At 70.0% G+C, this 25,777-nt stretch carries 30 protein-coding genes; 24 read left to right on the top strand and 6 right to left on the bottom strand.

The window, feature by feature from the left end:
* Positions 1-107 precede the first annotated feature (107 nt).
* Together AWC19_RS06225 and mftR are read right to left on the bottom strand one after the other, a co-directional pair.
* On the bottom strand, positions 108-1,130 hold the full coding sequence (locus tag AWC19_RS06225) for a DUF2332 domain-containing protein (protein ID WP_085077206.1): 1,023 nt from the start codon (positions 1,128-1,130) through the stop codon (positions 108-110).
* A 26-nt stretch (positions 1,131-1,156) separates the two neighbouring features.
* A complete protein-coding gene (gene mftR / locus AWC19_RS06220; RefSeq protein WP_169718084.1) occupies positions 1,157-1,753 on the bottom strand; it encodes a mycofactocin system transcriptional regulator in 597 nt (198 codons plus the stop codon).
* Between the two features lie 95 nt (positions 1,754-1,848).
* Here mftR and mftA point away from each other — a divergent pair, with 95 nt between their 5' ends.
* The 7 genes from mftA (at position 1,849) to mftG (ending at position 8,409) form a co-directional block, all read left to right on the top strand.
* Positions 1,849-1,938, top strand: coding sequence for a mycofactocin precursor MftA (mftA, locus tag AWC19_RS06215; protein WP_085077202.1), 90 nt, complete (start codon positions 1,849-1,851; stop codon positions 1,936-1,938).
* Complete coding sequence (gene mftB, locus AWC19_RS06210) at positions 1,923-2,243, top strand: mycofactocin biosynthesis chaperone MftB (RefSeq protein ID WP_211284859.1); 321 nt, start codon at positions 1,923-1,925, stop codon at positions 2,241-2,243. The genes mftA and mftB overlap by 16 nt, the downstream gene beginning before the upstream one ends.
* Positions 2,240-3,424 carry a mycofactocin radical SAM maturase gene (mftC, locus tag AWC19_RS06205; protein ID WP_085077200.1) on the top strand — a complete coding sequence of 395 codons (1,185 nt, stop codon included), beginning with the start codon at positions 2,240-2,242 and terminating at the stop codon, positions 3,422-3,424. The genes mftB and mftC overlap by 4 nt, the downstream gene beginning before the upstream one ends.
* Positions 3,425-3,427: 3 nt before the next feature.
* Entirely contained in the window at positions 3,428-4,618 is a 1,191-nt protein-coding gene (gene mftD / locus AWC19_RS06200; protein WP_085077199.1) for a pre-mycofactocin synthase MftD, read from the top strand.
* Between the two features lie 191 nt (positions 4,619-4,809).
* Complete coding sequence (gene mftE / locus AWC19_RS06195; RefSeq protein WP_085077198.1) at positions 4,810-5,541, top strand: mycofactocin biosynthesis peptidyl-dipeptidase MftE; 732 nt, start codon at positions 4,810-4,812, stop codon at positions 5,539-5,541.
* The gene (gene mftF / locus AWC19_RS06190) at positions 5,538-6,950 is read left to right on the top strand and encodes a mycofactocin biosynthesis glycosyltransferase MftF (RefSeq protein WP_085077197.1); all 1,413 of its coding nucleotides are present in this window, start codon (positions 5,538-5,540) and stop codon (positions 6,948-6,950) included. Before mftE ends, mftF begins: the two co-directional genes overlap by 4 nt.
* A gap of 19 nt (positions 6,951-6,969) precedes the next feature.
* The gene (gene mftG, locus AWC19_RS06185) at positions 6,970-8,409 is read left to right on the top strand and encodes a mycofactocin dehydrogenase MftG (protein WP_142281025.1); all 1,440 of its coding nucleotides are present in this window, start codon (positions 6,970-6,972) and stop codon (positions 8,407-8,409) included.
* A 1-nt stretch (position 8,410) separates the two neighbouring features.
* Here mftG and AWC19_RS31130 read toward each other — a convergent pair whose 3' ends face one another.
* From AWC19_RS31130 to AWC19_RS06170, 3 genes are all read right to left on the bottom strand, one after another.
* The gene (locus tag AWC19_RS31130) at positions 8,411-9,304 is read right to left on the bottom strand and encodes a PE family protein (RefSeq protein ID WP_085077196.1); all 894 of its coding nucleotides are present in this window, start codon (positions 9,302-9,304) and stop codon (positions 8,411-8,413) included.
* Between the two features lie 409 nt (positions 9,305-9,713).
* Positions 9,714-9,992, bottom strand: coding sequence for a hypothetical protein (locus AWC19_RS06175; RefSeq protein WP_142281024.1), 279 nt, complete (start codon positions 9,990-9,992; stop codon positions 9,714-9,716).
* Between the two features lie 109 nt (positions 9,993-10,101).
* The gene (locus AWC19_RS06170; RefSeq protein WP_085077194.1) at positions 10,102-11,682 is read right to left on the bottom strand and encodes an MFS transporter; all 1,581 of its coding nucleotides are present in this window, start codon (positions 11,680-11,682) and stop codon (positions 10,102-10,104) included.
* Positions 11,683-11,819: 137 nt separating this feature from the next.
* Here AWC19_RS06170 and AWC19_RS06165 point away from each other — a divergent pair, with 137 nt between their 5' ends.
* The 14 genes from AWC19_RS06165 (at position 11,820) to AWC19_RS06095 (ending at position 21,766) form a co-directional block, all read left to right on the top strand.
* Entirely contained in the window at positions 11,820-12,428 is a 609-nt protein-coding gene (locus tag AWC19_RS06165; RefSeq protein WP_264072329.1) for a TetR/AcrR family transcriptional regulator, read from the top strand.
* A 346-nt stretch (positions 12,429-12,774) separates the two neighbouring features.
* On the top strand, positions 12,775-13,080 hold the full coding sequence (gene rpsJ / locus AWC19_RS06155; RefSeq protein WP_003873519.1) for a 30S ribosomal protein S10: 306 nt from the start codon (positions 12,775-12,777) through the stop codon (positions 13,078-13,080).
* Positions 13,081-13,094: 14 nt separating this feature from the next.
* Positions 13,095-13,757: a 50S ribosomal protein L3 gene (gene rplC / locus AWC19_RS06150; RefSeq protein WP_085077192.1), complete on the top strand. Its 663-nt coding sequence runs from the start codon at positions 13,095-13,097 to the stop codon at positions 13,755-13,757.
* Positions 13,757-14,440 carry a 50S ribosomal protein L4 gene (rplD, locus tag AWC19_RS06145; protein ID WP_085077191.1) on the top strand — a complete coding sequence of 228 codons (684 nt, stop codon included), beginning with the start codon at positions 13,757-13,759 and terminating at the stop codon, positions 14,438-14,440. Before rplC ends, rplD begins: the two co-directional genes overlap by 1 nt.
* Positions 14,440-14,742 carry a 50S ribosomal protein L23 gene (gene rplW, locus AWC19_RS06140; protein ID WP_085077190.1) on the top strand — a complete coding sequence of 101 codons (303 nt, stop codon included), beginning with the start codon at positions 14,440-14,442 and terminating at the stop codon, positions 14,740-14,742. Before rplD ends, rplW begins: the two co-directional genes overlap by 1 nt.
* A 16-nt stretch (positions 14,743-14,758) precedes the next feature.
* Positions 14,759-15,601: a 50S ribosomal protein L2 gene (gene rplB / locus AWC19_RS06135; protein WP_085077189.1), complete on the top strand. Its 843-nt coding sequence runs from the start codon at positions 14,759-14,761 to the stop codon at positions 15,599-15,601.
* Positions 15,602-15,631: 30 nt separating this feature from the next.
* On the top strand, positions 15,632-15,913 hold the full coding sequence (gene rpsS / locus AWC19_RS06130) for a 30S ribosomal protein S19 (RefSeq protein WP_085077188.1): 282 nt from the start codon (positions 15,632-15,634) through the stop codon (positions 15,911-15,913).
* On the top strand, positions 15,910-16,407 hold the full coding sequence (gene rplV, locus AWC19_RS06125; protein ID WP_085077187.1) for a 50S ribosomal protein L22: 498 nt from the start codon (positions 15,910-15,912) through the stop codon (positions 16,405-16,407). The genes rpsS and rplV overlap by 4 nt, the downstream gene beginning before the upstream one ends.
* Positions 16,407-17,252: a 30S ribosomal protein S3 gene (gene rpsC / locus AWC19_RS06120; RefSeq protein WP_085077186.1), complete on the top strand. Its 846-nt coding sequence runs from the start codon at positions 16,407-16,409 to the stop codon at positions 17,250-17,252. The genes rplV and rpsC overlap by 1 nt, the downstream gene beginning before the upstream one ends.
* Before the next feature lie 3 nt (positions 17,253-17,255).
* Positions 17,256-17,672, top strand: coding sequence for a 50S ribosomal protein L16 (gene rplP, locus AWC19_RS06115; RefSeq protein ID WP_085077185.1), 417 nt, complete (start codon positions 17,256-17,258; stop codon positions 17,670-17,672).
* Complete coding sequence (gene rpmC / locus AWC19_RS06110) at positions 17,672-17,914, top strand: 50S ribosomal protein L29 (RefSeq protein ID WP_085077184.1); 243 nt, start codon at positions 17,672-17,674, stop codon at positions 17,912-17,914. The genes rplP and rpmC overlap by 1 nt, the downstream gene beginning before the upstream one ends.
* Positions 17,914-18,276, top strand: coding sequence for a 30S ribosomal protein S17 (gene rpsQ / locus AWC19_RS06105; RefSeq protein ID WP_085077183.1), 363 nt, complete (start codon positions 17,914-17,916; stop codon positions 18,274-18,276). The genes rpmC and rpsQ overlap by 1 nt, the downstream gene beginning before the upstream one ends.
* A 93-nt stretch (positions 18,277-18,369) precedes the next feature.
* Positions 18,370-20,715: an arylsulfatase gene (locus tag AWC19_RS06100; RefSeq protein WP_085077182.1), complete on the top strand. Its 2,346-nt coding sequence runs from the start codon at positions 18,370-18,372 to the stop codon at positions 20,713-20,715.
* 124 nt (positions 20,716-20,839) lie between these two features.
* Entirely contained in the window at positions 20,840-21,766 is a 927-nt protein-coding gene (locus tag AWC19_RS06095; protein WP_085077181.1) for a DUF4436 domain-containing protein, read from the top strand.
* Positions 21,767-21,780: 14 nt separating this feature from the next.
* Here AWC19_RS06095 and pstS read toward each other — a convergent pair whose 3' ends face one another.
* Positions 21,781-22,908, bottom strand: coding sequence for a phosphate ABC transporter substrate-binding protein PstS (pstS, locus tag AWC19_RS06090; RefSeq protein ID WP_085077180.1), 1,128 nt, complete (start codon positions 22,906-22,908; stop codon positions 21,781-21,783).
* Between the two features lie 267 nt (positions 22,909-23,175).
* On the opposite strand from pstS, the gene AWC19_RS06085 reads away from it, so the two are divergent.
* The 3 genes from AWC19_RS06085 to AWC19_RS06075 form a co-directional block, all read left to right on the top strand.
* A complete protein-coding gene (locus tag AWC19_RS06085; protein ID WP_085077179.1) occupies positions 23,176-24,060 on the top strand; it encodes a formylglycine-generating enzyme family protein in 885 nt (294 codons plus the stop codon).
* Positions 24,061-24,258: 198 nt separating this feature from the next.
* Positions 24,259-25,218 (top strand): DUF4436 domain-containing protein, encoded by a 960-nt coding sequence (locus AWC19_RS06080; protein ID WP_085077203.1) that lies wholly within the window; start codon positions 24,259-24,261, stop codon positions 25,216-25,218.
* 145 nt (positions 25,219-25,363) lie between these two features.
* A partial coding sequence (locus AWC19_RS06075; protein ID WP_142281023.1) for a DUF222 domain-containing protein occupies positions 25,364-25,777 on the top strand: 414 nt, incomplete at its 3' end.

Raw genomic sequence — 25,777 nt, 5'->3', positions numbered from 1 at the left:
ACACTCAACGCCGCCACAGCGCACTCAGCGGCCTACCACCCATCAGCCGCCTGTAACCAACGTTATGGCCGGGTACACCTAGGACTGGCCCGGGTAGAGGCGGCCGCCTACCGCCAGTGCACCGGCGGCCCGTGCGGGTGGCACTCGCCGAGGACGGCCGGTTCGCCGCCCGGCCAGCAGCGGGCCCGGACCAGGAACTTGATCGGCGCCGCCGGCCCCTCGCGCGCGGGCTCCAGGGTGAGGTGGGCGAACGGTTTTCGCGGATCGGCCCGTGCGCCCAGCGCGGCGATGCCCGCGCGAACCGCGGCCTGTTCGCCGTCGGACAGGTACTGCCAGGTGATCGAGTGCCACAGCACGGTCAACGCGCCGTCGGCCAACCCGAGGGCGGCGACGGCGTCGGCGGCGGTGCTGCGATGCAGCCCGGCCGGGACGGTGCGGGCCACCGCGATCGCGCCGCGCAACCGGTCCAGCCGGGCGGCCTGGTCGGGCCAGACGTAGCTCAACGCGGTCACCTCGCCGTCGGCGCCCGTGACGTCGATCGGCGCGATGTCGTAGCCGTTGCGCTCGACGACGCGCACCGCACCCTCGGGCGGCGGCGCGCCGCGCCACGCGTCGTCGATGACCACCGGCGAGTCGGGGGGTCCCCACCGGCCGCCCCCGTACCGGTAGTGGTAGTGGTCGGCCCGCAGGTTCAGCCCGGCGCTCGTCCCGATGTCGAAAAGCCTTACCGGCAAGTCGGATTCGTTGTTGATCCGCAGCAGCCCGCCGATCAGCGCGGCCGAACGGCCCACCTCGTTGGTCTGCGGCGGTTGATCGAGCGCCGCGCGCAGCGAGCCCGCCTGCTCGGCTGCGGTGCGCAGTATCTCGGGCCAGGCGCCCGCCGCGTCCCAGCGGCCCCCGGTGCTGGGGTACCAGCGGCGCAACCGCGGCGCCCGGCCGTCGAGCACCAGCCGGTGCAGGCCGCCGAGCAGCCGAAGCGGCACCGCGAGGCGCGAGGGGTCGTCTTGGTGGCCGGCCAGGATGGAGGCGAAGACGCCGCCGGCTTCGACGTCGCGGGCCACCAGCTCGAACAGCTCGCCGTACATCGGCGAACCGGAGGACGCGCAGAACCCGCCCTGCGAGCGCAGCATGTGCAGCAGGTGCTCGGTGCCCGCGCTCACCGGTCCAGCCGTTCCAGCCCGGCTCCGACGACGTCGAACGCGTCGCCGAGCGCGACCGGCAACGGCACGGATTCGTCGGAGAGCCAGTGCTCGTAGGCGCTCAGCGCCACCCCCAGCATGGTCCACGCGACGGTCTGGGGCAGCGGGTCGGTCGTCTTGACGCCCAACCGATGCGCCACGAAGCCCGCCATCACCTCGCGCCAGCCCGCGTACATCGTCATCGAATAGGCTTGCAGCTCGGCGGTTTCCAGGATGATCCGCATGCGCCGCCGGTGCCGGGCCGTCTCGCACTCGTCAAAGGTGTTGAACGCCAACAGCGCCCCGCGGAGCGCCTCGCTGAGCCGAACCGTCGCGTCGACGTTGTCGAGCAGCTCCCGCAGGTGCGACAGGTGGGTGTCGAAGTCGCCCCAGAGGATGGCGTTCTTGGAGGCGTAGTAGCGAAACAGCGTGCGGCGGGCGATGCCGGCCGCCTGCGCGACGTCGTCCACGCTCACCTCGGCGAACCCCCGGGCGGCGAACAGCTCGAGGGCGACGTCGGTGATGTGTTCCGGGGTCGTCGAGCGGCGCCGGCCCACCCGCGGCTGCGGCATCATCGGACCCCGCCCTTCCGTTTCGGCACTCGATGCCATATTCTGGCACGGCTGACTCTGACCCCATAGTCGTCGAGCCCCGCGGAAAGGTAAACGCAATGGAGCACGAAACCGACAAAGACGCCGAACTCGTCACCGAGACCCTGGTCGAAGAGGTGTCCATCGACGGGATGTGCGGGGTCTACTGACCGTGACCGCCCCGGCGCCGGCGGCGACGGCGTTCGATCCCGACCGCGGCTGGCGGTTGCACCCACAGGTCGCGGTGCGGCCCGAGCCTTTCGGCGCGCTGCTCTACCACTTCGGCACCCGCAGGCTGTCCTTTTTGAAGAACCGCACGATCCTGGCGGTGGTGCGGTCGCTGGGCGACCATCCCGACGTGCGGTCCGCCTGCCGCGCCGCTGGCGTGGACGACTCCGGGCAGGGGCCCTACCTGCACGCGCTGGGCGTGCTGGCCGAGTCCAACATGCTGGTTCGCCGGGACGGTGACCGGTGACGGCGACGGTGCCGCGTCTCGTCGAGCAGTTCGAGCGCGGGCTGGACGCCCCCATCTGCCTGACGTGGGAGCTGACGTACGCCTGCAATCTTGCTTGCGTGCATTGCCTTTCGTCGTCGGGCAAACGCGATCCGCGTGAGCTGTCCACCCGCCAGTGCATGGACGTCATCGACGAGCTGGAACGCATGCAGGTCTTCTACGTCAACATCGGCGGCGGGGAGCCCACGGTGCGCCCGGACTTCTGGGAGCTGGTCGACTACGCCACCGAACACCACGTCGGCGTGAAGTTCTCCACCAACGGGGTGCGGATCACCCCCGAGGTCGCCGTCCGGCTGGCCGCCAGCGACTACGTCGACGTCCAGATCTCGCTGGACGGCGCCACCGCCGAGGTCAACGACGCCGTGCGCGGCGCCGGGTCGTTCGCGACGGCACTGCGCGCATTGGAGAATTTGGCCGGCGCGGGCTTCACCCAAAACGGCGGGCCGAAGATCTCGGTCGTGGTCACCCGCCACAACGTGGATCAGCTCGACGAATTCGCCGCGCTGGCAAGCCGTTACGGCGCCACCCTGCGCATCACCCGGCTGCGGCCCTCGGGGCGGGGCGCCGACGTGTGGGACGAACTGCACCCCACCGCCGCCCAGCAGGTGCAGCTCTACGACTGGCTGGTCGCCAAGGGGGAGCGGGTGCTCACCGGTGACTCCTTCTTCCACCTGTCGCCGCTGGGTTCCTCCGGCGCCCTGGCCGGCCTGAACATGTGCGGGGCCGGCCGGGTGGTGTGCCTGATCGACCCGGTCGGCGACGTCTACGCCTGCCCGTTCGCCATCCACGACCGCTTCCTGGCCGGAAACATCTTGTCCGACGGCGGATTTGGCAACGTTTGGCGCGACGCGCCGCTGTTTCGGGAGCTGCGCGAGCCGCAGTCCCCGGGCGCGTGCGGCAGCTGCGGGCATTACGACAGCTGCCGCGGCGGCTGCATGGCGGCCAAGTTCTTCACCGGCCTGCCCATGGACGGACCGGACCCCGAATGCGTCCAGGGCCACAGCGCGGCGGCGCTGGGCCGCACGCGCGAGACGCCCCGGCCGCGCGCCGACCACTCCCACGGACAGCGGGGGCGCGGGCCGGTACCGCTGACCCTGACCACCCGGCCCCCCGCGCGCCCGTGCAACGAAAGCCCGGTGTGAGCCATGGCCGACGAATGGTTCGAAACGGTCGCCATCGCCCAGCAACGCGCCAAGCGACGGTTGCCGCGGTCCGTATATTCCTCCTTGATTTCGGCTAGCGAAAAAGGAATTACGGTATCGGACAATGTCGAGGCGTTCGGCGAACTCGGTTTCGCCCCGCACGTCATCGGTGCGCAGGAAAAGCGCGAGCTGTCGACTACCGTTATGGGCCAGGATATTTCGCTGCCCGTCATCATTTCGCCCACCGGCGTCCAGGCGGTCGACCCGGACGGCGAGGTGGCCGTCGCGCGCGCCGCGGCGGCGCGGGGCACCGCGATGGGCCTGTCCTCTTTCGCCAGCAAGCCGATCGAGGAGGTCATCGCCGCCAACCCCAAGCTCTTCTTCCAGGTGTACTGGCTGGGCGGGCGCGACGCGATCGCCGAGCGGGTCGAGCGGGCCCGCCAGGCCGGCGCGGTCGGCCTGATCGTCACCACCGACTGGACGTTCTCGCACGGCCGGGACTGGGGCAGCCCCAAGATCCCCGAGGAGATGAACCTGCGGACCATGCTGCGGCTGTCGCCGGAGGCGATCGTCCGGCCGCGGTGGCTGTGGAAGTTCGGCAAGACGCTGCAACCCCCGGAGCTGCGGGTGCCCAACATGGCCCGCCGCGGCGAGCCCGGCCCCCCCTTCTTCGCCGCGTACGGCGAGTGGATGGGCACCCCGCCGCCGACCTGGGACGACATCGCCTGGCTGCGCGAGCTGTGGGGCGGGCCGTTCATGCTCAAGGGCGTGATCCGCGTCGACGACGCGAAAAGGGCTGTGGACGCCGGGGTTTCGGCGATCTCGGTGTCCAATCACGGCGGCAACAACCTGGACGGGACGCCCGGCACCATCCGCGCCCTGCCCGCGGTGGCCGCCGCCGTCGGCGACCAGGTCGAGGTGCTGCTGGACGGCGGCGTCCGCCGCGGCAGCGACGTGGTCAAGGCCGTGGCCCTGGGCGCACGCGCCGTGATGATCGGCCGGGCCTACCTGTGGGGCCTCGCCGCCGCCGGCCAGGCCGGCGTCGAGAACGTCCTGGACATCTTGCGCGGCGGCATCGACTGCGCGTTGATGGGCCTCGGGCATTCCTCGGTGCACGACCTGAGCCCCGACGACGTCGTGGTGCCGCCCGGCTTCACCCGCGCCCTCGGCGTGCCGCCTGCCGGAAACGCGTAGCCGCCCGTTACGGCCCGGCCGATCAATGCTGGCCATGTTGGGAGACTTGGTGAGGGTTGACGGCGTTTCTTCCGCGCCAAGAATGGTGGTGCGGGCGAGGTAACCGTGACGGACGAGCCGTAATTTCGACCGCTTGCGTGAACGGCGCAGAAAAAATTTCGCGCGAAGGTTCAACAATTGGTGCACGCCAGGTGAATACGTCCTACCATCAGCCAGTGCCCGTACTCGGCGAATTAGGAACGGCGACTTCAAGCCAGCTCTCTAGCACCTCGCCGTCGCTATTGATCCCGCTCGGGTCGACCGAACAACACGGGCCGCACCTGCCGTTGGACACCGACACCCGAATCGCGACGGCGGTCGCCCGAGGGGCGCGCGCCCGCCTCGAGCGCGACTGGTCGGTGGCGCCGGCCATCGCCTACGGGGCCAGCGGCGAGCACCAAGACTTCGCCGGGACGATCTCCATCGGCACCGACGCCCTGGCGTCGCTGCTGGTCGAGTACGGCCGCTCGGCCAGTTGCTGGGCCCAGCGCCTGGTGTTCGTCAACGGCCACGGCGGCAACGTCGCCGCGTTGGGCGCCGCCGTGCAGCGGTTGCGCGCCGAGGGCCGGGACGCCGCCTGGTGCCCCTGCGTCGCCGCCGGCGGCGACGCCCACGCCGGCCACACCGAAACCTCGCTGCTGCTGCACATCTCGCCGACCGAGGTGCTGACCGACCGGTGGCTGGCCGGTAACCGCGCGCCGCTGCCCGAGCTGCTCGACCCGATGCGGCGCGGGGGAGTCGCCGCGGTCAGCCCGGTGGGCGTGCTGGGGGACCCGACCACCGCGACCGCCGCCGAGGGCAGGCGCATCTTCGCCGAGATGGTCGAGGCGTGCGTGCGTCGGGTCGCCCGGTGGCTGCCCGGGCCCGACGGGATGCTCACATGAGCGCACCCCGGTTGCCGGACGGGTTCGCCGTCCAGGTCGATCGCCGCGTGCGGGTGCTCGGCGACGGCTCCGCCCTGCTGGGCGGCTCGCCCACGCGCCTGCTCAGGCTGGCCCCGGCCGCCCAGAGCATGCTCGCCGACGGCCGGCTGAAGGTGCGCGACGACGTCAGCGCGCAGTTGGCCCGCACCCTGCTGGACGCCACGGTGGCCCACCCGCGGCCCGCCGGCGGCCCCTCGCACCGCGACGTGACCGTGGTAATCCCGGTGCGCGACAACGTCCCTGGAGCGCGGCGCCTGGTGAGCTCGCTGCGCGGGCTGCGCGTCGTTGTGGTGGACGACGGGTCGTTCCCGCCCATCGAGCCCGAGGACTTCGAGGGCGCGCACTGCGACGTCGAGGTGTTGCGCCACTCCCACAGCAAAGGCCCGGCGGCGGCGCGCAACACCGGGCTGGCCGCCTGTAAGACCGACTTCGTGGCCTTCCTGGACTCCGACGTCGCCCCGCGCCGGGGCTGGCTGGAGGCCTTGCTCGGCCACTTCTGCGATCCGACCGTGGCCCTGGTCGCCCCCCGCATCGTCGGCCTGTCGCACAGCGAGAACGTGGTGGCGCGCTACGAGGCGGTGCACTCGTCGTTGGACCTCGGCCAGCGGGAGGCCCCGGTGCTGCCCCACAGCACGGTGTCCTACGTCCCGAGCGCGGCGATCATCTGCCGCTGCTCGGCCATTCGCGCAGTCGGCGGCTTCGACGAGACGCTGCAGTCCGGCGAGGACGTCGACCTGTGCTGGCGGCTCATCGAGGCGGGCGCCCGGCTGCGCTACGAGCCGATCGCCCACGTCGCCCACGACCACCGCACCGAATTGCGGGATTGGCTCGCGCGCAAGGCATTTTACGGCGGATCGGCCGCTCCGCTGTCGGTGCGCCACCCCGACAAGACCGCGCCGGTGGTGATCTCCGGCTGGGCGCTGATGGCCTGGATCCTGATGGCCCTGGGGACCAGCCTGAGCCAACTGGCCTCGGTCGTCGTCGCGGTCCTGACGGGCCGGCGGATCGCCAGGGCGATGCGCAGCGCCGACACCTCGTTCGCCGACGTGCTGGTGATCGCCTCCCGCGGGCTGTGGTCCGCGGCGCTGCAGCTGGCCTCGGCCATCTGCCGGCACTACTGGCCGCTGGCGTTGCTCGCCGCCGTCCTGTCGCGGCACTGCCGACGGGTCGTGGTGGTCGCCGCCGTCATGGACGGCGTGGTGGACTGGCTGCACCGCCGGGACGCCACCGGCGACGACGCCGAGCCGATCGGGCTGCTGACCTACCTATTGCTCAAGCGTGTCGACGACCTGGCCTACGGGCTGGGGCTGTGGTGGGGCGTCGCGCGGGAACGCAACGCCCGCGCGCTCAAACCGCAGATTCGGACCTAGCCACCGCCTTGACCCGCCCTTGATTAAGGCCGTCCCGCACAGCGATGTGCTGATCGTCGGCGCGGGCAGTGCTGGATCGGTTGTCGCCGAACGCCTTTCCGCGGACCCGGGCCGCACGGTCACCGTGTTGGAGGCGGGTCCCGCGCTGGCCGACCCGGCGTTGCTCGCTCTGACCGCCAACGGGCTGGCGCTGCCGATCGGCGTCGGCAGCCCGCTGGCGCGGCGCTACCTGACCCGGCTGACCGAACGGCACGCCCTGCAGCTGCCGATCGTGCGCGGCGCCACGGTCGGCGGTTCGGGGGCGATCAACGGGGGCTACTTCTGCCGCGCCGCGCCGCGGGACTTCGACGGCCCGGCGCGGCCCGGCTGGGCCTGGGCCGACGTCCTCGAGCACTTCCGCGCCATCGAGACCGACCTGGATTTCGACGGCCCCGCGCACGGCGACAGCGGCCCCATCCCGGTTCGGCGCACGCGCGAGATGACCGGCACCACCGAACGGTTCATCGCCGCCGCCGAACGCGCCGGCTTCGGGTGGATCGCCGACCTCAACGACCCTGCCCCGCAACCGGTTTCGGGGATCGGCGCCGTTCCGCTCAACATCGTCGACGGGGTGCGCATCGGATCGGGCGCGGCGTATCTGCTCCCGGCGCTGGGGCGGGCCAACCTGAGGCTGCTCGAGCAGACGCGCGCGGTGCGGCTGCGGTTCTCCGGGGCGGCGGCGGTCGGCGTCGACGCGATCGGCCCGGACGGCCCGCTGGCGCTGGCGGCCGACCGAATCGTCTTGTGCGCCGGGGCGATCGAGTCGGCGCATCTGCTGATGCTGTCCGGCATCGGCAACGAGGCGATGTTGCGCACCGCCGGGGTGCCCGTGGTGGCGCCGCTGCCGGTGGGCGCCTCGTGCAGCGATCACCCCGAATGGGTGTTGCCGACCAATTGGCCGGTGGCCGCCGGCCGGCCGGTGGTCGAGGTCGTGCTCAGCACCGCCGACGGCCTCGAGATCAGGCCCTACACCGGCGGGTTCGTCGCGATGACCGGTGACGGCACGGCGGGGCATCCCGACTGGCCGCACCTCGGGGTGGCGCTGATGCGGCCGCGGTCACGCGGGCGCGTCACGCTGGTCTCCCCGGACCCCGCCGTGGCGCCGCGGATCGAGCACCGCTACGACAGCGAGCCCGACGACGTCGCGGCGCTGCGCTCGGGCAGCGAGCTGGCCCGCGAATTGGCAGGCACGGCAACGCATGTCGGCCCGCCGGTGTGGTCGACGTCCCAACACCTGTGTGGCACAACCCCGATGGGCGCCGACGACGACCCGAGCGCCGTGGTCGACTTCCGCTGCCGGGTGCGTGGCGTCGAAAACCTCTGGGTGATAGACGGTTCGATCCTGCCCGAGGTCACCAGCCGCGGCCCGCACGCGACCATCGTGATGATCGGGCACCGTGCCGCCGAGTTCGTCGCGTGAATCACTCCGCGTAGTACTGCGTTTCGACGGGCGTGCCCGCCGTCTGCTCCTCGTGGGCCGCGGCCGACGCCCCGGACGCCGGTGAATACGGCGGCGTCGCGGGGGAGTAGTTCGGCGTCGCCGCGGGCGCGGCGTTGAGCGGCGTGGTGATCGGCATGGCCTGCGCCGCCGTGGCCGCCGGGAACTCCGGCGCTTCCGCCGCCTGGATGGCCGCCACCGGCGTCGCCGCGGGCACCGGCGCCACGGGTGTGACGGGAGCCTCGGCCGCCGCCGGCACCGCTCCCATCGGCGCAGCGGCCGGCGCCAGCGCCGTGGCCGCCGGCGCCACGGGCGCGGCCGCTGCCAGGGGAGCGCTCGTCCGGGCCAGGGCGGTCGGTGCGGCCGACGCCGGCGGGACTGCGGCCACCGTCGGCGCCGCCGAGGTCGCGGGCGCCGCCGCGCCATGACCCAGGCCGGCCGCTGAAGCTCCGCCCGCCGGGACGCTCGCCGCGGCCGAGCCGGCCGACGCCGCGGGGCCGAGCAGCGGCTGCGCGCTGGTCAGCGCCTGGGCGGGGCTCCCGGTTCCGTTCATGCTCCCGCCGACCATGTTCTGCACGGTCTGCAGGGGTGCGGCGTTCGCGGCCTCGGTCAGGGCGTACTGCTCCGCGCCGGAACTCATCAACTGCACGAACTGGGCGTGAAACGCCTGAGCGGCGGCGCTGAGCGCCTGGTACGCCTGGGCGTGGCCGTCGAACAGCGCCGCGATGCCCGCCGACACCTCGTCGGCACCGGCGGGCAGCACGCTCGACACCGGCCCCAGCGCGGCGGAGTTGGCGTCACTGATCGCAGCCCCGATGTTCGCCAAATCCGTTGCCGCGGCGGCAACATACTCCGGCGCTGCGATCACATATGACATTGCGCTCCCCCGGCTGGTCTCAACGTCGTGCGCCTCCCCATGGCGGACTCCGCTTAGCGGATGTTATCGCCCGTGGGGGGTCGGCCGAGGCGTTTTCGGGTGAACTCTTCGCCCCGAATGAATGAGCCCGGCCAACAGCGAAAATAGGTGTTTTCGGCGGGATTCCACAAAGAACCGGGTCGCGCCCCGGTCCCCGGATCCGGTTGGAGACCGAGCCGGGCGCGACCCGCCCCGGCGGGGGTCGTGCTGTCCACGTAGACGGCCACGACAATTGGCGGGCCGCGCGTCTGACCAGGCGCGGACTAGGCGTCGCAATGTTCGTGGACGGCACGACGTCCGACTGTGTAACCGATCGGCGATTCCGGTCCGCATCACCCCCTTCGCTCGAGTTCGACGGGCGATCTGAGCGTCACCCCCGCGCCGGAGGCGAGCGCTCCCGCGCCCACACCATCGAGACCGGCCATCGCAGCCGCAGGTCGGCGCGGCGCCAGGGCCGGGCGGGTGGCCTCGGCCGGGTGGTCACCTTCGCGCGAAGCGTGCGCGGGGAGGTGCGGGGCGCCGGACGCTCACAGGTGACGTAGCAAGCCGGCTCGCCCGGCGGCCTGAGGCGCATCCACTCGGCCCCCACGATCGCCGCCGCCTCGATCATCGCCGGGCAAACCGGCTCGAAAGCGATACCCATCGACATCACACGCACCTCAACCCGCGAGATGACCTGTAGTTGTCGGTATATTTTTCTGATACCACCGCGCGCTGCTGCTCGCAAGCATCCAGCGCGGGATTTTGTTCTGCGGCAGCTAGTTTGGGCGCGAGACCAGGCGACGCACCGGCCTCAGCTGCCGCCCGTCGCGCCCCGGGGCCCAGAGACCGATCACGACGGCGGCGACGGCCACGATGACCGCCAGGACGGTCGTCGAAGCGTGCATGGAGGTCAAAAAGGCGGTCTTGCTCAGCTCGGCGAGCTGGCGTCCCTGGGGCCCGAGCTTGTCGGCCACCTCGACGGCCTTGGCCAGCGAATCGGTCGCCGGTCCGCGGACCGGTTCGGAAAAGCCCGTCAGTTTCGACCCCAGGTCGTCCGAATAACGCCCGGCCAGGATCGAACCGGCGATGGCGATGCCCAGCGCGCCGCCCATCTCGCGCGAGGCGTCGTTCACCGCCGAGGCGACGCCCTGCTTCTCGTCGGGCACCGCGGCCATGATCGCCGAGGTCGTCGGCGCGGTGCAAAAGCCGATGCCCGCGCTGAGTATCAATGTCGGCCAAGCCAATTCGAGATAGGACGTGTGCAGGCCGAGCGCGTGCATGCTGACGAAGCCGACCGCCATCAGCGCGGTGCCCACGACGACCACCGGGCGCAGGCCGAGCCTGGGCACGTACCAGAAGGACAACGCCGAGCAGATGCCGAGCGGCACCATGAACGGCATGAACGCCACGGCCGTCATCAACGGCGAGTAGCCCATGATCTGCTGCACGTACTGCATGCCGATGTAGAAAAACCCGAACGTCGCGCCGAACAGCACCACGATCGACGCGACCCCCGTGGTGAAACCGGGCTCGGCGAACAGCCGCACGTCCAGAAGTGGTTGGCGCCGGCGGAATTCGACGAACCCGAACGCCACCGCGATCACGGCGCCCACCACCAGACCGCCCCAGACGAAAGGATCGCTCCATCCGCGGTCGGGCGCCTCGAGGATCGCTGCGACGCCGATCGCCAGCGCGGCGCCGATCAGGATCGCGCCCGGCGCGTCGATCCGCGGCGCGGTGTGGTCGCGCGACGAGGCCACGGTGCAGGCCAGGGCGAAGATGGCCAACCCGGCGGCGCCCATCGCCACAAAGATCGCGCGCCAGTCCCAAAAGCTCAGCAGCAGGCCGGATCCCAGCATGCCGAAGACCGCGCCGCAGCCCGCCGTGCCGGCCCAGATGCCGACGGCCTTCACCCGTTCCTCTTTCGGGTAGGCCACGGTGAGCAGCGACAGCGTCGCGGGCATCACGAACGCCGCACCCAGGCCCGCGACGGCCCGCGCGGCGATGATCTGCACCGGGCTGTGCACCAGCGCCGGTGCGGCGGAGCCGACCGCGAACACCAGCAACCCGGCGAGCAGCGCGCCCCGCCTGCCGTACCGGTCGCCGATCGCGCCGGCGGGCAGCAGCAGGCACGCCAGCGCCACGGTGTATCCGTCGACGATCCAGTTCAGCTGCGATTGGGTCGCCGAGGTGGCCACCGCGAGGTCGCCCAGCGCGGTGTTGAGCGCCGACATCGACGCGACGACGAGCGCGACGCCCATGCAGGCCACGGCCAGGGTCCAGGACCGGGCCCGCGCGCTCCCGCCGAGCCCCGCCGCGTCCGCCCGCCGATCGGGCCGGATCAGGGTTTCGACCACGTGTTGCGCCCCCCCACGAAGTTTTGGGACAAATAGTCTTGTAGCAGATAGCCGATCCGGCTGGTCCCAAACGTTAGAGGTGGCTCACAATTACCGGCGTGACTACCGATCCCCGGCCGGCGCGGTCCCGGGCCCGGTTGCTCGAGGCCGCCGCCGCGCTGCTGCGTTCGGGCGGCCCCAGCGCGGTGACCGTCGACGCGGTCACCCGGAGCGCCAACGTAGCGAGGGCGACTTTGTATCGCCACTTCCCGAGCGGAAACGACCTGCTGGCAGCGGCGTTTCACACGCTGATCCCGCCGTCGCCGACCCCGCCGGCCGAGGGCTCGCTGCGGGACCGGCTCGTCGCTTTGGTGCTCGCGCAGGCCGAGGCCGTGTCGCAGGCGCCCGCCGTTTTGACCGCCATGTCCTGGCTGGCGCTGGGCCCCGACCTGGAAGGGTTGCCGGAGCCCCGGCACCGGCGGGCCGCCGACAGCGCCTCGATCACCACGCTGCGGGAACGCATCGCCCAGCAGTACGCGGCCCCGTTCGACGCGATATTCGACAGCCCCGCGGCCGCCGAACTGGGCGAGGTGGACCGGTCGCGGGCCATCGCGCTGTTGATCGGGCCGCTGGTGCTGGGGCGGTTGTCGACGCTGCCCGATTTCGACTATCAGGAGTGCGCGCGGGCGGCCGTCGACGGCTTCCTGCACGTTCAGCGGGCGCAGCAGCGGGCCGCCGCCGCGAGCACCGAATCGGCGGGCGCCTGAGGCCCGGCGGGGTTTGCCCGAAGATTTGGCCGAACGACCATCGTCAGGCATACTGTTCAGGTTGCCTGGAGCCGGGTTCTCACCTGGCCGGGCATACGACCAGCGCCCAACCGGGCGCGTCCGGTCCCATCCTCGGAACGCGGCCAAATTTGGCCTTCACTAAGCGCGACGAGGCCGCGCAAGGGTGACACGCCCGACCGCGGGGGCCGGTGGACCACGACAGGTAAACAGCGGCGCAGTATCCGGCGCGACGCTCGATCGGCCAGGGTTGGCCCGGTCGATCCGTGCGCGGGGCGGCACCAGGTCCTTAACACGGGCCTTTTACAGGAGTGAGGGTAGGAGAAGCGTGGCGGGACAGAAGATCCGCATCAGGCTTAAGGCCTACGACCATGAGGCCATCGACGCCTCGGCGCGCAAGATCGTCGAGACCGTCGTCCGCACCGGTGCCAGCGTCGTAGGTCCGGTGCCGCTGCCGACCGAGAAGAACGTCTATTGCGTCATCCGCTCACCGCACAAGTACAAGGACTCGCGGGAGCACTTCGAGATGCGCACCCACAAGCGGTTGATCGACATCCTCGACCCCACGCCGAAGACCGTCGACGCGCTGATGCGCATCGACCTTCCGGCCAGCGTCGACGTCAACATCCAGTAGGAGATCCAGAGCTGATGGCTTCCGAAGCAAGAAAAGGCATCCTGGGCACCAAGCTGGGCATGACGCAGGTCTTCGACGAAAACAACCGCGTCGTGCCGGTGACGGTGGTCAAGGCCGGGCCGAACGTGGTGACGCGCATCCGCACGCCCGAGCGAGACGGCTACAGCGCCGTGCAGTTGGCCTACGGGGAGATCAGCCCGCGCAAGGTCAACAAGCCCGTCACCGGCCAGTACACCGCCGCGGGCGTCAACCCGCGCCGGTATCTGGCCGAGCTGCGCCTGGACAACCCGGACGCGGCGGCCGAATACCAGGTGGGCCAGGAGCTGACGGCCGAGATCTTCGCCGACGGCGCCTACGTCGACGTGACCGGCACCTCCAAGGGCAAGGGCTTCGCCGGGACGATGAAGCGCCACGGCTTCCGCGGCCAGGGCGCCAGCCACGGCGCCCAGGCGGTGCACCGCCGCCCGGGTTCGATCGGCGGCTGCGCCACTCCCGCGCGTGTCTTCAAGGGCACCCGGATGGCCGGCCGGATGGGCAACGACCGGGTGACCGTGCAGAACCTGTTGGTGCACAAGGTCGATACCGAGAACGGCGTGCTGCTGATCAAGGGTGCGGTCCCCGGCCGCACCGGCGGGCTCGTCATGGTCCGCAGCGCGATCAAGCGAGGTGAGAACTGATGGCGGCCAACACTTTGAAAATCGACGTCAAGACGCCGGACGGCAAGGTCGACGGCTCGATCGAGCTGCCGGCCGAATTGTTCGACGCCCCGGCCAACGTCGCCCTGATGCACCAGGTGGTCACCGCGCAGCGCGCGGCGGCTCGCCAGGGCACCCACTCGACGAAGACGCGCGGCGACGTCAGCGGCGGCGGTCGCAAGCCCTACCGGCAGAAGGGAACCGGACGCGCCCGGCAGGGTTCGACGCGGGCCCCGCAGTTCACCGGCGGCGGCATCGTGCACGGCCCCAAGCCGCGCGACTACAGCCAGCGCACCCCGAAGAAGATGATCGCCGCGGCGTTGCGCGGCGCGCTGTCGGACCGGGCGCGCAACGGGCGCATCCACGCGGTCACCGAGCTGGTGGTCGGCCAGACGCCGTCGACCAAGAGCGCCAAGGCTTTTCTGGGCAGCCTGACCGAGCGCAAGCAGGTGCTGGTGGTCATCGGCCGCGCCGACGAGACCGGCGCCAAGAGCGTGCGCAACCTGCCCGGGGTGCACGTCCTGACCCCCGACCAGCTCAACACCTACGACGTGCTGCGCTCCGACGACGTGGTGTTCAGCGTCGAGGCGCTTAACGCCTACATCGCCGCCCATCAAGCGGCCGGCGCAGCCAATCCCGAGACGGCCAAGGAGGTTTCGGCCTGATGGCGACCATCGCTGACCCCCGCGACATCATCCTGGCGCCGGTCATCTCCGAGAAGTCCTACGGGCTCCTCGACGACAACGTGTACACGTTCGTGGTGCACCCCGACTCGAACAAGACGCAGATCAAGATCGCCATCGAGAAGATCTTCTCCGTCAAGGTGGCGTCGGTGAACACCGCGAACCGGCAGGGCAAGCGCAAGCGCACCCGCACCGGATACGGCAAGCGCAAGGACACCAAGCGCGCCATCGTGACGCTGGCGCCGGGCAGCAAGCCGATCGACCTCTTCGGGGCCCCGAGCTAGGAAGACCTGATTAGACATGGCAATTCGCAAGTACAAGCCGACGACGCCCGGCCGCCGCGGCGCCAGCGTGTCCGACTTCGCCGAGATCACCCGGAGCGAGCCGGAGAAGTCGCTGGTGCGCCCGCTGCACGGTCACGGCGGGCGCAACGCCCACGGCCGGATCACCACCCGCCACAAGGGTGGTGGCCACAAGCGCGCCTACCGGGTGATCGATTTCCGTCGCAACGACAAGGACGGCGTCAACGCCAAGGTCGCGCACATCGAGTACGACCCGAACCGCACCGCCAACATCGCGCTGCTGCACTACCTCGACGGCGAGAAGCGCTACATCATTGCGCCACTTGGACTGTCGCAGGGCGACGTGGTGGAGTCGGGCGCCAACGCCGACATCAAGCCGGGCAACAACCTGCCGCTGCGCAACATCCCCGCCGGCACCCTGGTCCACGCCGTGGAGCTGCGGCCCGGCGGCGGCGCCAAGCTCGCCCGCTCGGCCGGGTCGAGCATCCAGCTGCTCGGCAAGGAGGGCAGCTACGCGTCGCTGCGGATGCCCAGCGGTGAGATCCGCCGCGTCGACGTGCGCTGCCGCGCCACCGTCGGCGAGGTCGGCAACGCCGAACAGGCGAACATCAACTGGGGCAAGGCCGGACGCATGCGGTGGAAGGGCAAGCGCCCGTCGGTCCGCGGCGTCGTCATGAACCCGGTGGATCACCCGCACGGCGGTGGTGAGGGCAAGACCTCCGGTGGCCGGCACCCGGTGAGCCCGTGGGGCAAGCCCGAGGGCCGCACCCGCCACCCGAACAAGGCCAGCAACAAGCTCATCGTCCGGCGCCGGCGCACCGGCAAGAAGCACGGTCGCTAGCGCACCGTGAAGACGTCTCAGGAGTAGCACATGCCACGCAGCCTGAAGAAGGGCCCGTTCGTCGACGACCATCTGCTCAAGAAGGTCGACGCGCAGAACGAGAAGAACAGCAAGCAGGTCATCAAGACCTGGTCGCGCCGGTCGACGATCATCCCGGACTTCATCGGCCACACCTTTGCGGTGCACGACGGCCGCAAGCATGTCCCGGTGTTCGTCACCGAGGCGATGGTCGGCCACAAGCTCGGCGAGTTCGCCCCGACGCGCACCTTCAAGGGACACATCAAGGATGACCGGAAGGCCAAACGGCGATGACCACAACCGAATTCCCGTCGGCAACAGCCAAGGCCCGGTTCGTGCGGGTGTCGCCGCGAAAGGCGCGCCGGGTGATCGACCTGGTGCGCGGCCGGTCGGTGGCCGACGCGCTCGACATCCTGCGCTGGGCGCCCCAGGCCGCCAGCGAGCCGGTGGCCAAGGTGATCGCCAGCGCGGCGGCCAACGCCCAGAACAACAACGGCCTGGACCCGGACACCCTGGTGGTGGCCACGGTCTACGCCGACGAGGGGCCGACCGCCAAGCGCATCCGCCCGCGCGCGCAGGGTCGCGCGTTCCGGATCCGCCGGCGCACCAGCCACATCACGGTCGTGGTGGAAAGCCGGCCGGCCAAGAACCAGCGGTCGGAGAAGTCGACGCGGGCGCGGCGGGCCGAGGCCAGCAAGGTCGCCGCCAAGTCGGCGGCGAAGGCACCGGCAAAGAAGGCACCCGCCAAGAGTTCTGAGGCTTCGGAAGCGAAGGGAGGCTCAGACTAGTGGGCCAGAAGATCAATCCGCACGGCTTCCGGCTGGGCATCACCACGGACTGGAAGTCGCGGTGGTACGCCGACAAGCAGTACGCCGAGTACGTCAAGGAAGACGTCGCGATCCGTCGGCTGCTGTCCACCGGCCTGGAACGCGCCGGCATCGCCGACGTGGAGATCGAGCGCACCCGCGACCGGGTCCGGGTCGACATCCACACCGCGCGCCCCGGCATCGTCATCGGCCGCCGCGGCACCGAGGCCGACCGGATTCGTGCGGACCTGGAGAAGCTGACCGGCAAGCAGGTCCAGCTGAACATCCTCGAGGTCAAAAACCCCGAATCGCAAGCACAATTGGTGGCCCAGGGCGTCGCCGAGCAGTTGAGCAACCGCGTGGCGTTCCGCCGCGCGATGCGCAAGGCGATCCAGTCGGCGATGCGTCAGCCCAACGTCAAGGGCATCCGGGTGCAGTGCTCGGGCCGCCTCGGCGGCGCGGAGATGAGCCGCTCGGAGTTCTACCGCGAGGGCCGGGTGCCGCTGCACACCCTGCGCGCCGACATCGACTACGGCCTGTACGAGGCCAAGACCACCTTCGGCCGGATCGGCGTGAAGGTGTGGATCTACAAGGGCGACATCGTCGGCGGCAAGCGCGAATTGACCGCCGCGGCCCCAGCGGGCGCCGACCGCCCGCGCCGCGAACGGCCGTCGGGCACCCGCCCGCGGCGCAGCGGCGCGTCGGGCACCACGGCGACCAGCACCGAGGCTGGACGGGCCGTGGGTGCCGAGGACAGCGCGGCGCCGGCCGCCGTTCCGGCCGAAGGGGCCGCGCCGGCCCCCGAACCGCAGAGCACGGAGAGCTGAATCATGTTGATTCCCCGCAAGGTCAAGCACCGCAAGCAACACCACCCCCGCCAGCGCGGCATCGCCAGCGGCGGCACGGCGGTCCACTTCGGTGACTACGGCATCCAGGCGCTCGAGCACGCCTACGTCACCAACCGGCAGATCGAGTCGGCGCGTATCGCGATCAACCGGCACATCAAGCGTGGTGGCAAGGTGTGGATCAACGTCTTTCCCGACCGCCCGCTGACCAAGAAGCCCGCCGAGACCCGGATGGGTTCGGGTAAGGGCTCCCCGGAGTGGTGGGTGGTCAACGTCAAGCCCGGCCGGGTGCTGTTCGAGCTGAGCTACCCCAACGAGCAGATCGCCCGGGCGGCGCTGACGCGCGCGATCCACAAGCTGCCGATCAAGGCACGCATCGTCACCCGGGAGGATCAGTTCTGATGGCAGTGGGAATTTCGCCCGGTGAACTGCGCGAGCTCACCGACGACGAGCTGGCCGAGCGGCTGCGTGAGTCCAAGGAGGAGCTGTTCAACCTGCGCTTCCAGATGGCGACCGGACAGCTCACCAACAACCGCCGGCTGCGCACGGTGCGCCGGGAGATCGCGCGCGTCTACACCGTGCTGCGCGAACGAGAACTGGGCCTGGCGTCAGGACCCGATGGTCGCGATGAGAAGGACTCGTGATGGCAGAAGCTAAGAAGCCCCCCGCCAAGGCCGCCCCCAAAAAGGCCACCGCCGCCGAGGAAACCACCGCACAGGGCAAGGGCCCCAGGCACACCCCGCCCAACCCGAAGACGCGCGGCCGGCGCAAGGTGCGCATCGGCTACGTGGTGAGCGACAAGATGCAAAAGACCATCGTGGTCGAGCTGGAAGACCGCATGCGCCACCCCTTGTACGGCAAGATCATTCGCACCACCAAGAAGGTGAAGGCGCACGACGAGGAGAGCACCGCGGGCATCGGCGACCGCGTCTCGCTGATGGAGACGCGTCCGATGTCGGCGACCAAGCGCTGGCGGCTCGTCGAGATCTTGGAAAAGGCGAAGTAAAGGCCCGCAGGCGACCGCAACGCCCGAGACCCCGGTAGTCTCGGGCGTTTGCGTTACGCTCACCGCACGGGGCTACGAGAGCGAGGCTGTCGGATGGATTTCCAAGGCAAGATCGAGCTGGACATCCGGGATTCGGAGCCCGACTGGGGCCCGTACGCGGCACCGACGGCGCCAAAGGGTGCGCCGAACGTCCTGTACCTGGTGTGGGACGACATCGGCATCGCGACGTGGGACTGCTTCGGCGGCCTGGTCGAGATGCCGGCGATGAGCCGCATCGCCGAACGCGGCGTGCGGCTGTCGCAGTTTCACACCACCGCCTTGTGCTCGCCGACGCGGGCTTCGCTGTTGACCGGGCGCAACGCCACCACCGTGGGCATGGCCACCATCGAGGAGTTCACCGACGGCTTCCCGAACTGCAACGGGCGGATCCCGGCCGACACCGCGCTGATCTCCGAGGTGCTCGCCGAGCGGGGCTACAACACCTACTGCGTCGGGAAGTGGCATTTGACGCCGCTGGAAGAATCCAACCTGGCGTCGACCAAGCGGCACTGGCCGACCTCGCGGGGCTTCGAGCGGTTCTACGGGTTCATGGGCGGCGAGACCGACCAGTGGTACCCCGACCTGGTGTACGACAACCACCCGGTCGACCCGCCCGGCACCCCCGAGGACGGCTACCACCTGTCGAAGGACATCGCCGACAAGACAATCGAATTCATCCGTGACGCCAAGGTGATCGCGCCGGACAAGCCCTGGTTCAGCTACGTGTGCCCCGGCGCCGGGCACGCGCCGCACCACGTGTTCAAAGAGTGGGCGGACCGCTACGCCGGCCGCTTCGACATGGGCTACGAAAAGTATCGCGAGATCGTGCTGGAGCGGCAGAAGTCGCTGGGGATCGTGCCGGCCGACACCGAGCTGTCGCCGGTCAACCCGTACGCCGGCGTCAAGGGGCCGCAAGGCGAGCCGTGGCCGCTGCAGGACACCGTGCGGCCGTGGGCTTCGCTCAACGACGAGGAGAAGCGGCTGTTCTGCCGGATGGCCGAGGTGTTCGCCGGCTTCCTGAGCTACACCGACGCCCAGATCGGCCGGATCCTGGACTATCTCGAGGATTCCGGGCAGCTGGACAACACCATCATCGTGGTGATCTCCGACAACGGCGCCAGCGGCGAGGGTGGGCCCAACGGCTCGGTGAACGAGGGCAAGTTCTTCAACGGCTACATCGACACGGTCGAAGAGAGCATGAAGCTGTTCGACCACCTGGGCGGGCCCGAGACGTACAACCACTACCCGATCGGGTGGGCGATGGCGTTCAACACCCCCTACAAGCTGTACAAGCGCTACGCCTCGCACGAAGGCGGGATCGCCGACCCCGCAATCATCTCCTGGCCCAACGGTATTGCCGCGCGCGGCGAGGTCCGCGACAACTACGTCAACGTCTCCGACATCACCCCGACCGTCTACGAACTGCTCGGCATGGCGCCGCCGGAAACCGTCAAGGGCATCGCCCAGAAGCCGCTGGACGGCGTGAGTTTCAAAGCGGCCCTTGACGATCCGGGTGCCGACACCGGCAAGCACACGCAGTTCTACACCATGCTGGGCACCCGCGGCATCTGGCACGACGGCTGGTTCGCCAACACCGTGCACGCCGCCACGCCGGCCGGGTGGTCGCATTTCGACGCCGACCGCTGGGAGCTGTTCCACATCGAGAAAGATCGCAGCCAGTGCCACGACCTGGCCGCCGAGCACCCGGACAAGCTCGAGGAGCTCAAGGCGCTGTGGTTCTCCGAGGCCGCCAAGTACAACGGGCTGCCGCTGGCCGATCTCAACCTCATGGAAACGCTGACCAGGGTCCGGCCCTACCTGGTCGGCGAACGGTCCAGCTACACCTACTATCCGAACTGTGCGGACGTCGGCATCGGCGCCGCCGCCGAGATCCGCGGCCGGTCGTTCGCCGTGCTGGCCGACGTGACCGTGGACACCACCGGCGCCGAGGGCGTGCTGTTCAAGCAGGGTGGCGCCCACGGCGGGCACGTCCTGTTCGTCCAGGACGGGCGGCTGCACTACGTCTACAACTTTCTCGGCGAGCGCCAGCAGCTGGTGTCGTCGTCGGGGCCGGTGCCGTTGGGCCGCCACGTGTTCGGCGTCCGCTACGTGCGGACGGGAACTGTCGAAAACAGCCACACCCCGCTCGGTGACCTGACGTTGTTCGTCGACGACGAGGCGGTCGGCACGCTCGCGGGCGTGACGACCCACCCCGGGACGTTCGGGCTGGCCGGGGCCGGCATCACCGTCGGGCGCAACCGCGGTTCGGGGGTGTCCAGCCGCTACAAGGCCCCGTTCGCGTTCACCGGGGGCAGCATCGCCCAGGTCACCGTCGATCTCTCGGGGCGCCCGTACGAAGACGTGGAATCCGAACTCGCGCTCGCATTTTCGCGCGACTGAGCCGGCGATCGGCGCGCCGGCCCCGAGATTTGCCCGCCGCGACGCGGCAATTCGGCGTCGTCATCGGCTTAAGGCTGCCCTTTTCGGCGGTGGCGGGCTGTAGCATCTGCCCCGTGATGCCCCAATGACCGCAGAAGCGCCGCCCACACCGGCGCCGCCGGAGTCCCGAGGACCGCGCTTGGCGATCGCCTTCGCGATCGTGGTCGCACTCATCGTCATCTACGTCGTGTCGCTGATCGCCGTGCACCTGTTGGCCAAGTCGGCGCCCCCGCTGCCCGCGGTGGACCTGAGCAAGCTCGAGGCCGAGGACAGCGTCGTGCAGGTGCGGCTGGAGAAGCTCGACACCGTCGCCAACCGGCTGACGGTGAATGTCCTTGTCTTCCCGAAGGATTCGCTGTACGACAAGAACAACAACGTGCTCACCACCGACGCGGCCGTGCGCCTGTACCCGGAGAACGACCTGGGGGACCTGCAGTACCCCGTCGGCAAGGCGCCGGCGCAGGTGAGCACCGCCATCGAGGCGCACGGCGACCCGGGCAACTGGCCCTTCGACAGCTACAAGACGGAAATCATCGCGGCCGACGTGTTCACCGGAACCGGTCAGAACCGCGAAAAGACCCCCGCCCGTGTCGAAGCCACCGGAAAGTTGGACGGCTGGGACGCCACGGTCACGCGTGTCCACGACCCCGACGACCCCAATCCCGATGTCATGGACGACTTGACGATCACGTTGCACCGGTCCAAGGGACCGCTGATCTTCGACGTCGGCATCTGCCTCGTGCTGATCGCCCTGCCCGTGCTGGCGTTGTGGGTCGCCATCCCGGTGGCGTTGGGCAGGACTTCGTTCCTGCCGCCGATGACGACCTGGTACGGCGCGATGCTGTTCGCCATCGTCCCGCTGCGCAGCATCCTGCCGGGCAGCCCGCCCTACGGTTCGTGGGTCGACCAAGCGATCGTGCTCTGGGTGCTGATAGCGCTGGTCGTCGCTTTGGCCCTGTTTTTGGTCGGCTGGTGGCGCCAGCGGGACCGAAGGCAGCCGAAGAAGGCCTGACGAAAAGTCCGGGCCTACTCCGCGTTCGCCGTTCCCGAGCCGCTGATCGCGTCGACGGCGGTCGACACCCTCGCCTGGAAGGTGGGCGACAGCGGGATGTAGCCGATCCTGTTCAGGTCGATCTGGCCGGGGCCGATCGCCGCCTGCAGGAAGGCCTTCACCGCCTTGGCCACCTCGGCGTCGGGGTATCGGGAGCACACGATCTCGTAGGTGGCCAACACGATCGGATAGACGTCGGGCTGCGCGGGGTTGTAAAACGACGAGATGTCGAGGACGAGATCGTTGCCGGCGCCAGTGATCTTGGCGCCGGCGATGGTCTTGCCGACGGTGTCGGTGCCGATGCGCACCGGTCGCAGCGACCGGCGGCTCGCCGGGGTCTTGATCTCCGCGGCGTACAGCCCCTGCTGCAGCGCGAAGGACAACTCGTTATAGCTGATGGCGCCCTCGGTGGCCTTCACCAACGCCGCGGTGCCCTTGTTGCCCTCGGCCCCGGTGCCGACGCCGCCCTTGAACGTCTTGCCGGCGCCCTGTTTCCAGGCGCCGCCGGACGCGGCCTGCAAGTAGGACTGGAAGTTGTCGGTGGTACCCGACGCGTCGCTGCGATAGACCACGCGGATGTCTTCGGCCGGCATGGACGCGTTGAGCGCGGTGAGCGCGGGGTCGTCCCAGCGGGTGACGGTGCCGTTGAAAATCTTGGCCAGCGTGGGCCCGTCGAGCACCAGAGAGTCGACCGAGCCAAGGTTGTAGGTGATGGCCATCGGGCCGAACACCACGGGCAGGTTCCAGGCGTCGGCGCCGCCGCACCGCCGTTTGGCGGCGGCGTATTGGTCACCGGAGAGCGGGGTATCCGACCCGCCGAAATCCGTTTTGCCGGAAAGGAATTCGTTGATGCCGGCGCCCGAGCCGTTGGCGGTGTAATTGAGGGTCTGGCTCGGGCAGGCCTTGTGGTAGACGTCGACGAATTTGGTCATCGCGTTCGCCTGGGCCGTCGAGCCGCTGGCCACCAGGGTTTGCTTGCCGCCGCAGTCCACCTTGGCGCCCGCGGCGTACGCCAGGGTCGCGTGAGAGTTGCTGCACGACGAGACCGCCACGGCGGCCGCGGACAGCAAGCTGATCGCGGCGGCTGACCGCTTGTGCTTCACGTTGATGCCTCCAGGCGAGGACGGCGCCCGGCGTCGGCGGCGAGCTCGGTGTCAAACTACACACCGACATTTACAGCGCCCGAATTAACTGGCAAACAAACGGCGGATGAACGGGTCATCCGCGGGGCGGCCCCGTCGGGTTTCGCTAGGCTGCGGCCGCCGGTCCGGCGAGTCGACGGAAATTGCCTCTGGCGAAGGACATTCCGATGCCGTCGCGCGGGCGCCGGTTCGCTACCGATCCGACAATGCCGGCGATACCCTGAAGGGGTGCTGACGGAGCTGGTCGACCTGCCGGGCGGGTCCTTCCGCATGGGCTCGACGAGCTTCTACCCCGAAGAGGCGCCGATCCACACCGCGACCGTCGGGCCGTTCGCTGTGGAGCGGCACCCGGTCACCAACGCCCAGTTCGCCGAATTCGTCTCCGCCACAGGCTATGTCACCGTCGCAGAGCAGCCGATCGACGCGGCGCTCTACCCGGGCGCCAACCCTGAGGACCTGTGCCCGGGCGCGATGGTCTTTCGCCCCACACCGGGTCCGGTCGACCTGCGCGACTGGCGGCAGTGGTGGCACTGGGTGCCCGGCGCGAGCTGGCGGCACCCGTTCGGGCCGGACAGCGATGTCGCGGACCGCGCCGACCACCCGGTGGTGCAGGTGGCCTACCCCGACGCCGCGGCGTACGCCCGCTGGGCCGGCCGGCGCCTGCCCAGCGAAGCCGAGTGGGCATACGCGGCCCGCGCCGGAAGCGCGGCGACCTACCCGTGGGGGGACGAGCCGAATCCGAACGGCCGGCTGATGGCCAACACGTGGCAGGGCCACTTCCCGTACCGCAACGACGGCGCGCTGGGCTGGGTGGGCACCTCGCCGGTGGGGGCGTTCCCGCCCAACGGATTTGGCCTGCTCGACATGATCGGCAACGTGTGGGAATGGACCGCCACGGAGTTCTCGGCCCACCACCGGATCGACCGGCCGCCGAAGGCCTGCTGCACGCCGTCGGGGCCGGCGGATCCGGGCGTGAGCCAGACGTTGAAGGGCGGCTCGCACCTGTGCGCGCCCGAGTACTGCCACCGCTACCGGCCGGCCGCGCGGTCGCCGCAGTCACAAGACACCGCGACGACCCACATCGGGTTTCGCTGCGTGGCCGATGTCGCTTAGGGCCACACCGGTCGCCGCGTGCCCGCCAGCAAACGATAGTCCGGGTGCCCGCGGCACCTCAGCGAGCTAAAGCGTCCACGGGGTTACCGAGCGATGGACGGGCGGTGACGGGGCTGCCGTCGTCGCGCGCCGCCATGGGGAGTTCGCTAGCATCGCCACGTGTCGCCCCTCGACGAGCCCGATGTCATCAGCGCACCGATGACCGCCGAGGCTCCGAAGACACCGGCTCCGCCGCCGCCCTCGGACACCCCGCCGCCGCCACCGCCGTCGTCGAGCAACCAACGGTCAAAGCCGCGCATCGCGATCGGCATCGCCGTGCTGGTGGTGGTCATCGCCGCCTATACCCTGTCGCTGTTCGGCGTTCACTGGCTGGAAAAGTCGGAGGGGCCGCTGCCGCCGCTGGACCTGAGCCAGGGCGGCGGCGACGCCACCATCGTGCAGTTGCGCCTCGAGGAGCTCAAACCCGTCGCTAATCGCCTCACGGTCAATGTGCTTGTCTATCCGAGCATTACGGCGTACGACAACCGCTTCGACGTGCTGGGCACCGACGTCGCCGTGCGCCTGTACCCGACCAGCGACCTGGGGGACCTGCATTACCCGAAGGGAAAGGCCCCGGCGCAACTGAGCACCACCGTCGAGGCCCACGGCGACCCCGGTAACTGGCCGTTCGATTCCTACAAGACCGAGCCGATCTCGGCCGACGCGTTCGTCGGGTCCGGTGACAACCTGAAAAAGGTGCCCGCCCGCGTCGAGGTAACCGGGTCGCTGGACGGGTGGGACATCGTCGTCAACCGCGTACACGACCCCGCCGCGCTGCCGACGGCCCGGGCCACCGACAACGGGAACGTGGTCGTCACGCTGAAGAGGGCCAAGGGCCCGCTGGTCTTCGACCTGGGCATCTGCCTGGTCCTGATCAGCCTGCCCACCCTGGCTTTGCTGGTGGCCATCCCGATGGCCCTGGGCCGGAGGAAGTTCCTGCCTCCGTTCGCGACCTGGTACGCCGCCAACTTGTTCGCCATCGTCCCCCTGCGCAACATCCTTCCCGGCGCCCCGCCGCCCGGCGCCTGGATCGACCAGGCCATCGTGCAATGGGTACTGATTGCGCTCGTGACCGCGATGAGCCTCTACATCTTCGCCTGGGTCCGGCAAGGCGACTGATTTTCCGGCACCCCGGGACCGCTTCCCGAGCCCAACGGCGATCTTGGTGACCGGCCGTGCGACTCGTACAAGAACGCACACCGCCGCCCGGTACCGCCACTCCGGCCAGGGCGGCGTGTCAGTGGGTGGTGGCATACTCGAACGTATGTTCGACAAGCGGCTGCACGAGTACTGGGAGCCCCCGCAGACCGAGGGCTCGCGGGCGCTGGTGGAGCGGATGTGCGCGTCGTGGCGGGCCGAGGCGCGGGCCGGCGCGGGCCGGCTGGATGCGATCGGCGAGCTGTTTGAGATGCGGCGGGCCCAGCGCGGCGAGAGCGCCGAGTGGGCGGTGGACACCTGGGCCGCGGTGGGGGCCGAAGTGGCCGCGGCGTTGCGCATCAGCCTGGCGCTGGCCAGCAGCTTTGTGCGCGAGGCGTGCGCGATGCGTGAGCGGCTGCCGCGGTGTGCCCAGCTGTTTCGCGCCGGTGACATCGGTTATCGGGTGTTTCAGATCTTGGTGTATCGCACCGATTTGATTACCGACGCCGAGGTGCTGGCCGCGGTGGATGCGGCGTTGGCG

Origin of the sequence: Mycobacterium palustre (assembly GCF_002101785.1) — a bacterium.
Classification (GTDB): Bacteria; Actinomycetota; Actinomycetes; order Mycobacteriales; family Mycobacteriaceae; genus Mycobacterium; species Mycobacterium palustre.
This window is presented reverse-complemented; position numbering and strand designations above follow the sequence as displayed.

Bases quoted from the DNA above. Each gene is read 5' to 3' on its own strand.
- AWC19_RS06095 (WP_085077181.1), top strand. From the start codon at position 20,840: ATGACCGCAGAAGCGCCGCCCACACCGGCGCCGCCGGAGTCCCGAGGA.
- rplP (WP_085077185.1), top strand. From the start codon at position 17,256: ATGTTGATTCCCCGCAAGGTCAAGCACCGCAAGCAACACCACCCCCGC.
- rpmC (WP_085077184.1), top strand. From the start codon at position 17,672: ATGGCAGTGGGAATTTCGCCCGGTGAACTGCGCGAGCTCACCGACGAC.
- rplB (WP_085077189.1), top strand. From the start codon at position 14,759: ATGGCAATTCGCAAGTACAAGCCGACGACGCCCGGCCGCCGCGGCGCC.
- AWC19_RS06080 (WP_085077203.1), top strand. From the start codon at position 24,259: ATGACCGCCGAGGCTCCGAAGACACCGGCTCCGCCGCCGCCCTCGGAC.
- AWC19_RS31130 (WP_085077196.1), bottom strand. From the start codon at position 9,304: ATGTCATATGTGATCGCAGCGCCGGAGTATGTTGCCGCCGCGGCAACG.
- rplW (WP_085077190.1), top strand. From the start codon at position 14,440: ATGGCGACCATCGCTGACCCCCGCGACATCATCCTGGCGCCGGTCATC.
- rplC (WP_085077192.1), top strand. From the start codon at position 13,095: ATGGCTTCCGAAGCAAGAAAAGGCATCCTGGGCACCAAGCTGGGCATG.
- rplD (WP_085077191.1), top strand. From the start codon at position 13,757: ATGGCGGCCAACACTTTGAAAATCGACGTCAAGACGCCGGACGGCAAG.
- rplV (WP_085077187.1), top strand. From the start codon at position 15,910: ATGACCACAACCGAATTCCCGTCGGCAACAGCCAAGGCCCGGTTCGTG.
- AWC19_RS06225 (WP_085077206.1), bottom strand. From the start codon at position 1,130: ATGCTGCGCTCGCAGGGCGGGTTCTGCGCGTCCTCCGGTTCGCCGATG.
- mftD (WP_085077199.1), top strand. From the start codon at position 3,428: ATGGCCGACGAATGGTTCGAAACGGTCGCCATCGCCCAGCAACGCGCC.
- AWC19_RS06100 (WP_085077182.1), top strand. From the start codon at position 18,370: ATGGATTTCCAAGGCAAGATCGAGCTGGACATCCGGGATTCGGAGCCC.
- mftF (WP_085077197.1), top strand. From the start codon at position 5,538: ATGAGCGCACCCCGGTTGCCGGACGGGTTCGCCGTCCAGGTCGATCGC.
- rpsS (WP_085077188.1), top strand. From the start codon at position 15,632: ATGCCACGCAGCCTGAAGAAGGGCCCGTTCGTCGACGACCATCTGCTC.
- mftA (WP_085077202.1), top strand. From the start codon at position 1,849: ATGGAGCACGAAACCGACAAAGACGCCGAACTCGTCACCGAGACCCTG.
- mftR (WP_169718084.1), bottom strand. From the start codon at position 1,753: ATGATGCCGCAGCCGCGGGTGGGCCGGCGCCGCTCGACGACCCCGGAA.
- AWC19_RS06175 (WP_142281024.1), bottom strand. From the start codon at position 9,992: ATGTCGATGGGTATCGCTTTCGAGCCGGTTTGCCCGGCGATGATCGAG.
- rpsQ (WP_085077183.1), top strand. From the start codon at position 17,914: ATGGCAGAAGCTAAGAAGCCCCCCGCCAAGGCCGCCCCCAAAAAGGCC.